The organism is Sphingobium sp. PAMC28499 (genome assembly GCF_004795815.1).
Taxonomy (GTDB): Bacteria; Pseudomonadota; Alphaproteobacteria; order Sphingomonadales; family Sphingomonadaceae; genus Sphingobium; species Sphingobium yanoikuyae.
In genome coordinates this window covers 2,745,583-2,759,275 of record NZ_CP039248.1, presented here as the reverse complement: position 1 = coordinate 2,759,275, position 13,693 = coordinate 2,745,583, and the positions used below count along the sequence as shown (strand labels likewise).

The following is a 13,693-nucleotide window of genomic DNA, read 5'->3' as shown; positions in this document are numbered from 1 at the left end:
CGATTTCACATCATGGATCCGGCAATGCTAAGAAGACGTTAACCTTGTTTGACGATAGTGCCGGACGATATTTCCGGTCTGGAGCATGGATATGAAGCCTATCTGGGGAGCCGTTGCGTTCGGCACGCTATTGACGGCCGCCTTGCCGGCGCTTGCCGATGTGAAGGCCGGCGTCGATGCCTGGCAGCAGGGCGATTATGCCAAGGCGATCACCGAATGGCGCCCGCTCGCCAATGCCGGCGATCCCGATGCGCAGTTCAATCTGGGTCAGGCCTACAAGCTCGGCCGCGGCGTTCCGGCCGATCTCAGCAGTGCGGTCGACTGGTATCGCAAGGCGACGGCGCAGGGCCATGCCCGCGCCGAAGATAATCTGGGCCTGCTGATGTTCCAGCAGGGCGATCGCGCCGGGGCCATGCCCTATCTCCAGCATGCCGCAGCCCGCGGCGAAACCCGCGCGCAATATATTGTCGGCACCGCCCTGTTCAACGGCGACATGGTCGGCAAGGACTGGGTCCGCGCCTATGCGATGATGACGCGCGCCTCCGCCTCCGGGCTGCCACAGGCAACCACCAGCCTGCAGCAGATGGACAAATATATCCCCGCCGACCAGCGCAAGCAGGGCCTTGCCCTGGCCTCGTCGATGGAGGCGCAGGAAAAGAGCCTGGCCAGCGCCAGCCTGACCCTGCCGGCGACAGCGAGCCAGCCCCGCCCGGCGTCTCCCGCCCCGGCACCAGCAAAGCCAGTTCCCGCACCCGTGACCCAGGTCGCGGTCGCCAAGCCGCAGCCGACAGCGCCCAAGCCGGCACCGGAGGCAGCCAAACCAGCCCCCTCCAAGCCCGCGCCACCCAAGCCCGCGCCGTCTAGGATGCCGGCACCGGCTGCCGGCGGCGACTGGCGCGTCCAGCTTGGCGCGTTCGGCGACGAAGGCCGCGCCCGTGCGTTGTGGAGCCAGTTGACCCGCAAGGTCAGCGGCCTCTCCGGCTATCAGCCCTATCTAGTCAAGGCCGGCAGCATCACCCGCCTTCAGGCCGGACCGATCGCCAGCAGCGCCGACGCCTCGCGCCTGTGCAGCAGCATCAAGGCCGCCGGCGCGGACTGCATGCCGAAGAAGAACTAAGCCCGCGCGGGCGCCTAATCCGCGCCCGCGCTCGTCAGCATCCAGGCGCGAAACCGTGCCAGTCCCGGATGGCCGCCAAGCCCCGTGGGATAGACCAGATAATAGGCCTGCTCGCTGGACAGCGGTCGGTCGAACGGAATGACCAGGCTGCCCGCCTCCAGCTCCGGTTGGATCAGGAAGCTGGGGATCAGCGCCACGCCCGCCCCCGCCACCACCGCCTGCGCCAGCATCAGGAAATGCTCGAACGCCGGCCCCGGCGGCAACGGCCCCGCCTCGACGCCCGCTGCCACGAACCAGCGCGCCCAGGCGTCGCGCCGCGAACTCTGGCTCAGCAGCGGCTTGCCCAGCAGATCGGCCGGCGACCGCAGCCCATTGGCCGCCAGCCAGTCCGGCGCGCAGACCGGCACCATCTGTTCGCGAAACAGATAATCCTGCGCCACGCCGGGCCATTCTTCCGGCAGGCCATAATGGATCGCCGCGTCGAACTCCTCCTGCGCGAAATCGAACGGGTCGGATCGCGATGCGAAATCCACCACCAGATCGGGATGCAGCGCGCTGAGGCCCGGCAGGCGCGGCGCCAGCCAGCGCATGCCGAAACTGGGCAGGGTCGCGATCCGCAGCGCCCCCTGCGCCCGCCGCGCCGCCACCCGCCGGGTCGCCCGCCGGATCCGATCGAGCGCCGGGCGGATCTCCTCGGCATAGGCCTGCCCCGCCTCGTTCAGTTGCACCCGCCGCCCGACCCGGTCGAACAGAGGCGTCTGCAACCAATCCTCCAGCAGCGCGATCTGGCGACTGACTGCGCTCTGGGTCAGCCCCACCTCCACCCCGGCGCGCGAGAAGCTGCCATGGGTCGCGGCCGCGTCGAAACTGTTGAGCGCGCTCATCGGCGGCAGCCATTTGCGCGCCCTATCCATTCCCGTTCCGCATCAAGTGATGACAGCTCCCTATTTGCGCGACCCACCCTATCCTGCGATAAGGGCGCTGTCATCGTGGAGCGTTCTTATGTCGTCGCAGAATGAAGGAAGCATCGTCGCCCTGGTTCAGTCGGTGCTGGGCGAAGACGCCGGCAAGGCCGCACTGGACGCATTGGCGATCGATCCCGCGCTGCTGGCGCAAAGCGGCCCGACCGTCAGCCGCGCCGCCTTTGCCATGGCGATGAACGTCATCTTGTTCCACGACCTGCTCGAACGGGTGCCGAGTGGCGCGGCCTATGTCGCCGACACGCTGGCGCGCGGCGGCCGGGTGATGTTCGACCATGGCGCGCTGCGCACCATCCGTTTTGCCGATGGGCCGACCGGCGCCCTGCCCGCTGGCGAGGATGCCTTCACCCGCATCTTCCTGCCCTTGGGCTATCGCATGGCCGCCCTCTATCCGCTCGATCGCCTCAGGATGACCGGCCGCGCCTATGTCCATGTCGACGCGCCCGAGGCGATCCCGCAATTCTTCCTGTCCGAACTGCATGTCGACCGGTTCGATCCAGAATTTGGCGAAGCGGCGACCCGCATCTTCGGCACCTCGCGCGATCCGCTCGATGCCCCGACCATCGCCCTGCTCGACCGCTATGCCGCCGGCGAACCGGTCGGCTTCGATGACGCCGCCACCGCCCTGCCCGTCATCGTCTCGGCCTTCGACCGCCAGCATGAACCGCCGGCCTTTGCCGATTATGAGCTGCTCCTCTCCCGCTCCAACGAAGCCGCCTGGATCGCGACCGAGGGCAATGCCTTCAACCATGCGACCGATCGCGTGCCCGATGTCGCGGCGCTGGCCGATCGCCTCAAGGCGGAAGACCGGCCGATGAAGCCCAAGCTTGAAAACTCCGCCACCGGCCGCGTGCGCCAGACCGCTTTCCGCGCCGACAGCGTCGAGCGCCTCTTCGCCGACCGCGATCTGCGCAGCGTGCCCGGCTCCTTCTACGAATTCATCAGCCGCGATATCGACCCGGATACCGGCCGGCTGGACCTCGCCTTCGACACCGGCAACGCCACCGGCATCTTCGCCATGACCAGCGCCAAGGCTTGATCGCAGCCCCAGCTTGGGGCAACGCCTCGGCAGAATTGCTGGGAGCCGCAGAGTGAACGACAAGACCATCCCGTCCTGGATACTGACCCTGGTCTGCGCCGATCGTGTCGGCATCGTCGCGGCGGTCAGCCAGTTCCTCGCCGAACGGGGCGGCTTCATCACCGACAGCCAGCAATATGCCGATCGCGAGGCCGGCCTCTTCTTCATGCGCGTCGCGTTCGAGGCGACCGACACCGGCATGCGCTTCGACACCGCCGGCCTGCGCGACGAATTTGCCGATATCGGCACCCGCTTCGCCATGGACTGGCGCCTCACCGAAGCGGCCGAACGCCCGCGCATGCTGATCGCCGTGTCGAAGGGGTCGCACTGCCTCGCCGACCTGCTGCATCGCTGGCAGACCGGCACGCTGGCGGTCGACATCATGGGCGTGGTGTCCAACCATCCCGACATGCGCCGCATCACCGAATGGCACGGCATCCCCTATCATGAGTTGCCGCCCAATGGCGACAAGGCCGCGCAGGAAAGCGCCCTGCTCGACCTGTTCGACCGCAGCCGGTCGGAATATCTGATCCTCGCCCGCTATATGCAGGTGCTGTCGGAAGATCTGGTCGATCGGCTCGCAGGCCGCTGCGTCAACATCCATCACAGCTTCCTGCCCGGCTTCAAGGGCGCCCGCCCCTATCACCGCGCCCATGAGCGCGGCGTCAAGCTGATCGGCGCGACCGCCCATTTCGTCACCGCCGACCTCGACGAAGGTCCGATCATCGAACAGGCGGTCGAGCGCGTCGACCATCGCGCCACCGCCGACGACATGATCCGCATCGGCCGCGATATCGAGGCCCAGGTTCTCGCCCGCGCCGTTGGCTGGCTCGCCGACCGGCGCGTGCTGCGCAATGGCGGCAAGACGGTGGTGTTCCGCTAGAAAGGCCGAGCGGCCCAACATCCGTTCGGTTCGAGCCTGTCGAGAACCCTATTACGCGCCTTCTCGACAAGCGCGAAGCCAACGGCCGTTAAAGCCCCAGCCGCGCCCAGAAATCGCCCGGCGCCAGCACAGCCTCAGCGCTGCGGTTGCGCTCGACGCGCGACCAGCTGCTATGGGGAATATGGATTTGCGGGGTCTGGTCCTGTCGCTGCTGGCGGACACGGGCTTGCTTATGGGTCATCGTCTTCTCCTTGTGCGGGAGGAACACGAAACCGGGCGTTGTCGCTTGGGTACCGTGCGCTTTAGCCGTTGGTGACGCGGAGCAAGCTGACATCCTTCAAAAGCCGCGGAGCGAAACGCTCGGCACCCTATCTACCTATCAAATAGAGAAAGGCAAAATAGCTTATCTTGTGCCGCGACCATTCGGGCTTTGCCCAGACGGCCCACGATCAACCCAGCCGCGCGGCGTGCCAGCGCAGATGATCGTCCATGAAGCTGGAGATGAAATAATAGCTATGGTCATAGCCGTCGCGCAGATGGAGCGTCAGGTCGATGCCCGCCGCGTCGCAGGCCGTGCGCAGCAATTCGGGGCGTAACTGCCCCTCCAGGAAGCTGTCGCCCGCGCCCTGATCGACCAGCAGCGCATCGATCCGCGCACCATCCTCGATCAGCGCGACAGCGTCATGCTTGCGCCACGCCGCGCGGTCCTCGCCCAGATAGCCGCCCAGCGCCTTCTCGCCCCAGGGCACCTGCCCCGGCGCCACGATCGGCGCGAAGGCGGAGACCGCACGATAGCGCTCGGGATAGGTCAGCCCGACGGTCAGCGCGCCATGGCCGCCCATGCTGTGTCCCATGATCGACTGGCGATCCATGTCGGCGGGAAACTGGTCCGCGATCAACGCCGGCAATTCCTGCGTCACATAGGACCACATGCGATAATGGGCCGCATAGGGCGCCTGCGTCGCATCGACATAGAAGCCCGCGCCCAGGCCAAAGTCCCAGGCGCCGTCCGGATCGTCGGCCACGCCCTCGCCCCGCGGCGAGGTATCGGGCGCGACGAAGATCAGCCCCAGTTCCGCGCAGGCCCGGCGAAACTCGCCCTTTTCCGTCACATTGGCATGGGTGCAGGTAAGGCCGGACAGATACCAGACCACCGGCAGCTTCGCGCCCGGCGCATGCGGCGGCACGAAGACGGAGAAGGTCATCTCCGTCCCCGTCTCGCGCGAAGCATGGCGATAGACGCCCTGGATGCCGCCAAAGGCCCTGTTAGTCGAAACCGTCTCCACTTGGCTCTTCCTTCCTCAGCCGATCCGATGCAGGCCGCACAGCTTGTTGCCGGCGGGATCGCGCAGATAGGCGAGATAGAGCTTGCCGAATCCGCCCTCGCGCACGCCCGGCGGATCTTCGCACGCCGTGCCGCCCGCCGCGACCCCGGCCGCATGCCAGGCATCGGCCTGCTCGGTCGATGTCATGCGGAAACCGATCGTGCCGCCATTGGCGTGGCAGGCCGGTTCCCCGTCGATCGGTTTTGTGACCATGAACAGCGCGCCGTCATGCATGTAGATCAGCCGTCCCTTGTCGTCCTGCATCGCCGGCTTGCCGCCGACCACACCGAACAGCGCATCATAAAAGGCGCGGGAAACGTCGAGATCATTCGATCCCACCATCACATGGCTGAACATGGTCACTCTCCTGTTGGGTTATCGGTTCAGAAGACGACGACGCTGCGGATGCTCTCGCCCGCATGCATCAGGTCGAACCCCTTGTTGATGTCCTCCAGCCCCATGACATGGGTGATCATCGGGTCGATCTCGATCTTTCCGGTCATGTACATGTCGACGATCTTGGGCACGTCGGTGCGGCCCTTGGCGCCGCCAAAGGCCGTGCCACGCCAGTTGCGACCCGTGACCAGCTGGAACGGACGGGTGCTGATTTCCTTGCCGGCCTCGGCCACGCCGATGATGATGCTGGTGCCCCAGCCGCGATGACAGGCTTCCAGCGCCACGCGCATCACTTCGGTATTGCCGGTGGCGTCGAACGTGTAGTCCGCGCCGCCATCGGTCATCGCGACGATCGCGGCGACCACATCCTCGCGGCTCATCCCCTTGGAGTTGAGGAACTCGGTCATGCCGAACCTGCGGCCCCATTCCTCGCGATCGGGATTGATGTCGACGCCGATGATCTTGTTCGCGCCGGCCAGGCGCGCGCCCTGGATGACGTTGAGACCGATGCCGCCCAGGCCGAAGATCACGACATTGTCGCCGACCTGCACCTTGGCGGTGTTGATCACCGCGCCCACGCCCGTGGTGACGCCGCAGCCGATATAGCAGCTGCTCTGGAACGGCGCGTCCTCGCGGATCTTGGCCAGCGCGATCTCGGGCAGGACGGTGAAGTTGGAGAAGGTCGAACAACCCATATAATGAAAGATCGGCTGGCCCTTGTAGGAAAAGCGGGTCGTGCCGTCAGGCATCAGCCCCTTGCCCTGGGTCGCGCGGATCGCGGTGCAGAGGTTCGTCTTGCCGCTCAGGCACGACTTACACTGGCGGCATTCGGGGGTGTAGAGCGGGATGACATGGGCGCCCGGCACCAGACTGGTGACGCCAGCACCCACTTCTCGGACGATGCCCGCGCCCTCATGGCCCAGGATCGAGGGGAAGATGCCCTCGCTGTCGAACCCGTCCAGCGTATAGGCATCGGTATGACAGATGCCGGTCGCCATGATCTCGACCAGGACTTCGCCCGCCTTGGGGCCTTCCAGATCGACCTCGACGATTTCGAGGGGTTTCTTCGCTTCGAAAGCGACGGCGGCGCGGGTTTTCACGGCGGGCAACTCCCATGACTGGCGTGAACGGACGCCCCGAGGACGCCCTGTTAAAAGCATTCCCGGCGTTCATATCGGTTCCGGCAGCAATTGCCAGCCGATACCGCTGTCAAAAGGAGAGGAAAATCCAGCAGGATCCGAAAAAAACAAAGCGCATCCAGCGACTTGCATCGCCAAATGGATCGCCCTGCCTTTCCCGGTCGCGTCCTGTTTAGAAGGACACGTTGTAAATGAACCAGCCCAGGATCAGCAGGCTGCTCACCAGACAGATACGATCGCCGAAGACATCAATTCGAGACATCTGACACATCCTTCACCCAAAAGACGATCTGCGCCGCCTGTTGAGGAAGAATACATCAGATAAATGGACGTGGGAACAGCAATCTCACGACAAGACGTGCCGCCAGGGCGATGAATGGAAATCGCAACATCTTGAAATTTTCGCTGCAGCGCACAGCAATCATTCAACTAATCGAACGATGCCAAAAAGCCGAATGGTAGCAGGCACTTACCGCGGTTCAGCGAAATGCTGCACCGCGGTGGCGCAGGGAGGAAGCCGTCGCCTCCTCCGGCCCGCGATAGGCTTCCTGAAACTCGGCGCTCCAATATTTGAGATCGTCGAGGTCGATTCGCGCGCCCGATACGGCGCAGAGCACGAACTGCCCCGGCCGTACCACGTCGAAATGCGGCGTGTCATAATGCAGCACCGCCAGCCCCTGAATATCCGCCGCCATCAGTCGCCGGTCAGGATGCGGTCGACCAGCTGCTTCACGGTCGGCACGAACCCGTTCGAATAGAAGGGGTCCTGCTTGAAGCGATAGGCGGCATGGCCGGCGAACAGCAGATTCTTGTCCAGGTCGCCGCCATGGACCGATTCCTGCAGCGACTTCTGGATGCAGAAGCTGCGCGGATCAGCCAGGCGACCGGTGGAGTTGGTTTCGCTGTCCATCCAGCTGGAGAAGCTGCACTGCGACAGGCAGCCCATGCAGTCGGTCTGGTCCTTGCGGATTTCCGCCTTCTCTTCCTCGGTCACGAAGACGAGCGTGTTGTCCGGCGTCTTGAGCGCGGAGGTGAAGCCCTGGCCTACCCATTCGCGCGCGCGCAGCAGGTCGCCGACCGTCACCCAGAAATTCTTGCCCTTCACGCCCGCGTCGAGCTGATGGGTGTGATCGCCCGCCTGTTCGGTGCTGAACGGGATCTGGCGGTCCGACCGCGCTTCGAGCGAACGCAGGAAAGGATTGCGGATCGCCGAGCTGTAGAAGCCGGTGGGCGAGAATTTGTGCAGCAGCACGTCGCCCGGTTCCAACTGCATCAGCCGGTCCTTCCAATCCTGCGGGATCGGGCTTTCCTGGGTCAGCAGCGGACGGGTGCCGAACTGGAACATGATCGCGCCCAGCTCGGGATTGTCGATCCAGTCGTTCCAGTCCTTGAGCGCCCAGACGCCGCCGGCCATGACGATCGGCACATCGTCGGAAATGCCGCCTTCGCGCATCGTGGCGCGCAGGTCGCGAACGCGCGGATAGGGGTCCTGCGGCGCGCGCGGATCTTCCGCGTTGGACAGGCCGTTGTGGCCACCGGCCAGCCAGGGATCTTCATAGACCACCGCGCCCAGCCATTCCGATGCCTTGGAATAAGCGCGCTTCCACAATGCGCGGAAGGCACGGCCCGACGACACGATCGGCAGATAGCTGACATTGTAGGAGGCAGCGATTTCGCTGAGCTTGTAGGGCATGCCCGCGCCACAGGTGACGCCGGCGACCATGCCCTTGGTCTTTTCCAGCACGCCGTGCAGCACGCGCTGCGCACCGCCCATTTCCCACAGCACGTTGATGTTGATCGCGCCCTTGCCGCCGGCAATCTCATAGGCGCGCTTCACCTGCTCGACGGCACCGTCGATGGCATAGGCGATCAGTTCCTCATGGCGGTCGCGGCGGGTGCGGCCATGATAGATTTGCGGGATGATATTGCCCATGGAGTCATAGCTGTCGGCATTGACCGCCGATACCGTGCCGATGCCCCCGGCAGCCGCCCAGGCGCCCGAACTGGCATGGTTGGAAACAGCAACACCCTTGCCACCTTCGACCAGCGGCCAGACTTCACGGCCACCATAGACGATGGGTTTCAAACCCTTGAACAACGACTTCTCCCGCGAAATGAACCGGCCTCCCCAGACCGGTTGAAATGTCGTCCTATAACAGTTTTTGTCAGGGATGACGAACTGTAGGGCGCCCTAGCGCAAAATGTGGGGGCTGGCCAGAGCCTCGCCATATAATGCGGCATAGGCGTCGACCATGGTCTTTTCGTCATAATCGCGCTGCGCCCGCGCCCGGTTTGCCGCCCCCAATGCGGCGCGCAATTCCGGGTCGGCGGCCAGCGTCCCCAGCGCGTCGGCCAGCCCCTGTTCGTCCGCCACAACAAAGGGCCGGTTGGCCGGCGCCACCATATTGGCGACGTCGCCGACATCGGTAGACGCCACCGGCAGTCCGGCCGCCATCGCCTCCACCAGCGAGATCGGGAACTGTTCGCTGTCCGACGACAGGGCAAAAATGTCGAACAGGCCGACGAAGCGCCAGGGGTCGGTCATGAACCCGGCCAGGCTGATATCGTCCAGCCCGTGCGCCGCCGCCTCGGCCAGGATCGCATCGCGCTCCGGCCCCTCGCCCACCACCACCAGTTGCAGCCGTTCGCGATGGACCGCCACCGCCCGCACCAGCCGGGGGATATTCTTGACCGCGCGCAGCCCCGCCAGCGTACCGACCAGCAGCTTGCCCGGCGTGCGCACCAGCCCCGGTATTGCATCCGGTGCCGGCGCCTGCGCATAGCGCGCCACATCGATGCCGTTGCGGATCAGATGCACCTTGCCGGCCGGCTGCTTCCACGCCTGATGCGCGATCCGCTCCAGCCGGGCCGAGGGCACGACCAGCGCCTGCGCCCGCCCCAGCGCCATGCGCCGATAGAGATTGCGCTGCGGTTTAAGCCCGGCCGCCTCATCGGCGTTGAAGCCATCCTCATGATGGATCAGCGGCGGCAGGCGCATCGACCGGGCGAACAGCCGGTGCGCCATCACCCCGTCCATCGCGCCCCAATTATAGCCCAGCACCAGGTCATAGCCGGACAGGAACTGCGCAATCGCGCGGAACCGGGCCAGCCCCGGCCGCCCGGCAAAGGGCGGCGCTTGGGGAAAATCGACCGGCACCTGCGGCTCGATCGCGCTGCGGGCGGCAAGCGCCTCGGGCGCGGCGCTGACGATGCTGTGCCGCGCCTTGTCGCCCCAGATGTTCATCAGCCGGATCGCGCGGGCTTCCTTGCCGCCCAGGGTGAAGCTGCCATGGATATGCAGGATGCGCGGCGGGTCGCCCCGCCTCACGCCGCCGCCATCAACCACGCAGCACGCGTTCCAGCAAACGGTCGATCCCGGCCGCCGCCTCCGGCTCGTCCAGTGCCGGCGCATGGCCGACATCGGGCACCGTCACCAGTTCCGCGCTTGCCCCCACCTCGCGCGCCATCCGCTCCGCCGTCGACGCGCTCAACAGGTCCGATCGGGCGCCACGCAGCAACAGGGTCGGAATGCCCTGAAACGCCGTCATCACCGGCCACATGTCGACGCCCGCCTCGCCGCCCGGCGCGCGCAGCGGTTCGGCGATGCGCATGTCATAGTCGAGCACGATCCGCCCGCCGCTGTTCAGCCGATAGAGGCGCTTGGCCATCGCCAGCCACTGCTCCAGCCCATAGGCCGGATAGACATCGCCGTTCGCTTCCTCCAGCGCGCGGGCCGCATGGACCCAGCTCGGGTGCGACTGACCCACACCCACATAGCCGCGAATCCGGTCCAGCCCCGCCTCGTCCAGCGTCGGGCCGACATCGTTCAGCACCGCGCCCGCCAGCCATTCGCGATGGGTCGCGGCGATCAGCATGGTGATGATCCCGCCCAGCGACGTGCCGACCGCGACGAAGCGGGTGATTGCCAGGTCCGCCAGCAACCGGCCGATATCCTGCAAATAGGTCAGCGGCACATAGCTCATCGGATCCTTGGCATAGGCGCTTTCGGCGCGCCCCCGCATATCCGGGCAGATCACCCGCCACTCGCCCGCCAGCCGCTGTGCCAGCGGCTCGAAATCGCGCGCATTACGGGTCAGCCCTGACAGGCACAGCACGGGCGGCCGCCCGTCCTCGCCGCCCGCATAGTCGCGATAATGCAGCCGCAGTCCATCCGGGGACCACCAATATGCGTCACTATAGCCGGTCAAGCTTGATCCTTCCGCCCATGCTCCCCCATATCGCCGCATGGACAACAAGCCGCAAGCCGCCAATTACAGCCCCGCCACGGAAATCACCGCGCTGATGCCCGACATCGCCGATCCGGTGCATGCTGCGGACTTTCCGCAGACCCTGTTGCGGTTCCGCAATGACCGCGCCGCCGCATCGGTCGGCCTTGATCATCTGAGCGACGCCGAATGGATAGCCCATTTCGGCCGCTTCGCGCCCCTGCCCGACAACCTCCCCCAGCCGCTCGCCCTGCGTTACCATGGCCATCAGTTCCGCCATTATAATCCCGATATCGGCGACGGCCGCGGCTTCCTCTTCGCCCAGATGCGCGACGCGGACGGCCGCCTGCTCGACCTTGGCACCAAGGGAACGGGCCAGACCCCCTATAGCCGCTTTGGCGACGGGCGCCTGACGCTCAAGGGCGGCGTGCGCGAGATTTTGGCGACCGAGATGCTGGAGGCGCTGGGCGTCAACACGTCGAAGACCTTCTCGATCATCGAGACCGGCGAGGCGCTGGAGCGCAATGACGAGCCATCCCCCACGCGCGGCGCGGCGATGGTCCGGCTCAGCCATTCGCACATCCGCATCGGCAGCTTCCAGCGCGCCGCCTATATCGAGGATAATAGGTTGCTCGAACGGCTGACCGACTATGCCCTCACCCACCTCTATGGGGAACAGCCCGGCGACAATCCGCCCGCCCAGTTGCTCGGCCGCGTGGTCGATCGCACCGCCGACCTGGCCGCCAGCTACATGGTTGCCGGCTTCGTCCATGGCGTGCTCAACAGCGACAATATCAATGTCACCGGCGAAAGCTTCGACTATGGCCCTTGGCGCTTCACGCCGCTCTGGGACGCTAATTTCACCGCCGCCTATTTCGACCATGCCGGCCTCTACGCCTTTGCCCGCCAGGCCGAGGCGATCCACTGGGACGTCGCCCAGTTCGCCGTTTCGCTGCGCCCGCTTACCGAAGCCCCGCCGCTGATCGAACAGCTCGAACGCTTCCCCGCCCTCTATGCGCAGGCGATGCAGCGCCGTTTCTGCTGGCGCCTCGGCGTCCGGCCAGGCGCGAATACCGCCGCCATGACCGAAACCGCCGTGCGCGCGATGATGACCACGGCGACGCCGATCGATATCTTCTTCCACGACTGGCGCGGCGGCACGCCCCGCAATCCGGCGCGTTACAGCGAACCCATCTGGGCCGAACTGCGCGACACGCTGGCCGACCACCCGCCCATCCCTGGCGCCCGCGACCACGCCTATTGGTCGGACGAGACCCCCTGCTCCATGCATATCGACGAGGTGGAAGCGATCTGGAGCGCGATCGACCAGTCCGACGACTGGTCCCCGCTCCACGCCAAGGTCACCGCCATCCGCCGCATGGGCGAAGCGCACGGGAGTGCGCCGGCATTGCCCTGAGAAAGGCCAAAGCCCGACCAAGCGAGTGCTGCCCGCCCCTGATCGAGTGGTCGAATTTGGTGGATCAGCGACTGTGCTTCAAACCCGTCATGCCAGCGAAGGCTGGCATCCCACTTCTTCTATGTTCCCCTTGAAGAAAAGAGTGATCCCAGCCTTCGCGGGAATGACGAAAATGGGTGGGAGCAAGACATAGCCCCTCCCTTCCAGGGAGGGGTTGGGGTGGGTTGCGAGCGTAGCGAGCTTCTGCCCTGTCGACCGTAGACCGCCGCTACGCGGCGCACCCACCCCCGGCCCCTCCCTGGAAGGGAGGGGAGTAGGAAACGCCCGCTTCTGGTCGATCTTGGCCTATCGTTGCGAGGGCTTCACTGAGCCATCAGGGTCGCGAAGCCCAGAAGCTACCTCAGCAGATACCTTTTCCGCAGACGCTGGCCATCCATCCGCCTCTAGTTCGCCAACGCATCCCCAACAATCACCGCCACAGTTCGTGGAAAGGGGATCGGCATCTATGCCAAGAATGCGACCGCATGTGTTGCATCTAGGCTCATGAATGGGCTGTTCCATCGAGCCTGTTTGCAGCTTTGCCAGAACGTCTGCAATTGAGATCAGTGGGGAACCATGCGAACGTCGAAAACTGGTCGATGCGCGACCGTCCAGTCTTTCTGGCCCATTCAGACTTCACCGTCCCCTCAGTCCCTCGGCAAACTTCACGAGCGTGCAGTCCCTATCCGACCTGCATGGCCCCATTACGTCCAAAAAGGCGGGCCAGCCTTTCCCGGTGGCGACGATGATGCTGCCACGCCCCTCCGCGACGCCAATGCGGGCCCTGGAGTCAATGCGGAGCTTGACGGCTGCGCGGCTGCCCTGATCCCCCTTTTGGGGATGATTGCCCTCATAGATGCCGAACCTCTGGCCCATCCATGAGACATCATGGACGTTAAAATCTGGCCCTTCTTGGGTGCGGGTGATCTTAGCCCCATCGGGGAGGCAGAAGTTCTCTGTGCATGGTCCTGCCGATTCACTTACGGCCGGTGTGCAGGCTTCCAATGCAATCACGATCAGCGGCAGGCAGCATATCCTCATGCAGTCATCGTGTCAGGCGCGGTAGACATGAGCAAGAGGAGAGCAGTCCACC

Annotated in this window: 13 protein-coding genes; 4 read left to right on the top strand and 9 right to left on the bottom strand. The window is 65.2% G+C overall.

The features are described 5' to 3' along the window. Window positions 1-85: 85 nt before the first annotated feature. Complete coding sequence (locus E5554_RS13380) at window positions 86-1,117, top strand: SPOR domain-containing protein (RefSeq protein WP_136187074.1); 1,032 nt, start codon at window positions 86-88, stop codon at window positions 1,115-1,117. Between the two features lie 14 nt (window positions 1,118-1,131). On the opposite strand, the gene gcvA is transcribed toward E5554_RS13380, so the two are convergent. Then, window positions 1,132-2,031, bottom strand: coding sequence for a transcriptional regulator GcvA (gene gcvA / locus E5554_RS13375; protein ID WP_136187073.1), 900 nt, complete (start codon window positions 2,029-2,031; stop codon window positions 1,132-1,134). 88 nt (window positions 2,032-2,119) lie between these two features. Between gcvA and E5554_RS13370 the strand changes: the two genes are divergently transcribed. Next, entirely contained in the window at window positions 2,120-3,136 is a 1,017-nt protein-coding gene (locus E5554_RS13370) for a DUF1338 domain-containing protein (RefSeq protein ID WP_136187072.1), read from the top strand. Window positions 3,137-3,188: 52 nt separating this feature from the next. Beyond that, window positions 3,189-4,058: a formyltetrahydrofolate deformylase gene (purU, locus tag E5554_RS13365; RefSeq protein ID WP_136187071.1), complete on the top strand. Its 870-nt coding sequence runs from the start codon at window positions 3,189-3,191 to the stop codon at window positions 4,056-4,058. A gap of 88 nt (window positions 4,059-4,146) precedes the next feature. Here the strand turns inward: purU and E5554_RS23065 are convergent, their stop codons facing one another. The 8 genes from E5554_RS23065 to E5554_RS13330 all read right to left on the bottom strand — a co-directional run bounded on the left by E5554_RS23065 (window position 4,147) and on the right by E5554_RS13330 (window position 11,126). Beyond that, on the bottom strand, window positions 4,147-4,299 hold the full coding sequence (locus E5554_RS23065) for a hypothetical protein (RefSeq protein ID WP_010338958.1): 153 nt from the start codon (window positions 4,297-4,299) through the stop codon (window positions 4,147-4,149). Window positions 4,300-4,507: 208 nt separating this feature from the next. Beyond that, the gene (gene fghA, locus E5554_RS13360) at window positions 4,508-5,344 is read right to left on the bottom strand and encodes an S-formylglutathione hydrolase (RefSeq protein WP_136187070.1); all 837 of its coding nucleotides are present in this window, start codon (window positions 5,342-5,344) and stop codon (window positions 4,508-4,510) included. Window positions 5,345-5,359: 15 nt separating this feature from the next. After that, complete coding sequence (locus tag E5554_RS13355; protein WP_136187069.1) at window positions 5,360-5,740, bottom strand: VOC family protein; 381 nt, start codon at window positions 5,738-5,740, stop codon at window positions 5,360-5,362. 26 nt (window positions 5,741-5,766) lie between these two features. After that, a complete protein-coding gene (locus E5554_RS13350) occupies window positions 5,767-6,879 on the bottom strand; it encodes an S-(hydroxymethyl)glutathione dehydrogenase/class III alcohol dehydrogenase (RefSeq protein ID WP_136187068.1) in 1,113 nt (370 codons plus the stop codon). A 518-nt stretch (window positions 6,880-7,397) separates the two neighbouring features. After that, window positions 7,398-7,613: a DUF2093 domain-containing protein gene (locus E5554_RS13345; protein ID WP_136187067.1), complete on the bottom strand. Its 216-nt coding sequence runs from the start codon at window positions 7,611-7,613 to the stop codon at window positions 7,398-7,400. Then, window positions 7,613-9,016 (bottom strand): nitronate monooxygenase, encoded by a 1,404-nt coding sequence (locus tag E5554_RS13340; protein WP_004212237.1) that lies wholly within the window; start codon window positions 9,014-9,016, stop codon window positions 7,613-7,615. The genes E5554_RS13345 and E5554_RS13340 overlap by 1 nt, the downstream gene beginning before the upstream one ends. A gap of 93 nt (window positions 9,017-9,109) precedes the next feature. Next, on the bottom strand, window positions 9,110-10,264 hold the full coding sequence (locus E5554_RS13335) for a glycosyltransferase (protein WP_136187066.1): 1,155 nt from the start codon (window positions 10,262-10,264) through the stop codon (window positions 9,110-9,112). Next, window positions 10,257-11,126, bottom strand: coding sequence for an alpha/beta hydrolase (locus E5554_RS13330; RefSeq protein WP_136187065.1), 870 nt, complete (start codon window positions 11,124-11,126; stop codon window positions 10,257-10,259). The genes E5554_RS13335 and E5554_RS13330 overlap by 8 nt, the downstream gene beginning before the upstream one ends. Window positions 11,127-11,163: 37 nt before the next feature. Between E5554_RS13330 and E5554_RS13325 the strand changes: the two genes are divergently transcribed. After that, window positions 11,164-12,561 carry a protein adenylyltransferase SelO family protein gene (locus tag E5554_RS13325; RefSeq protein WP_136187064.1) on the top strand — a complete coding sequence of 466 codons (1,398 nt, stop codon included), beginning with the start codon at window positions 11,164-11,166 and terminating at the stop codon, window positions 12,559-12,561. Window positions 12,562-13,693: the final 1,132 nt, after the last annotated feature.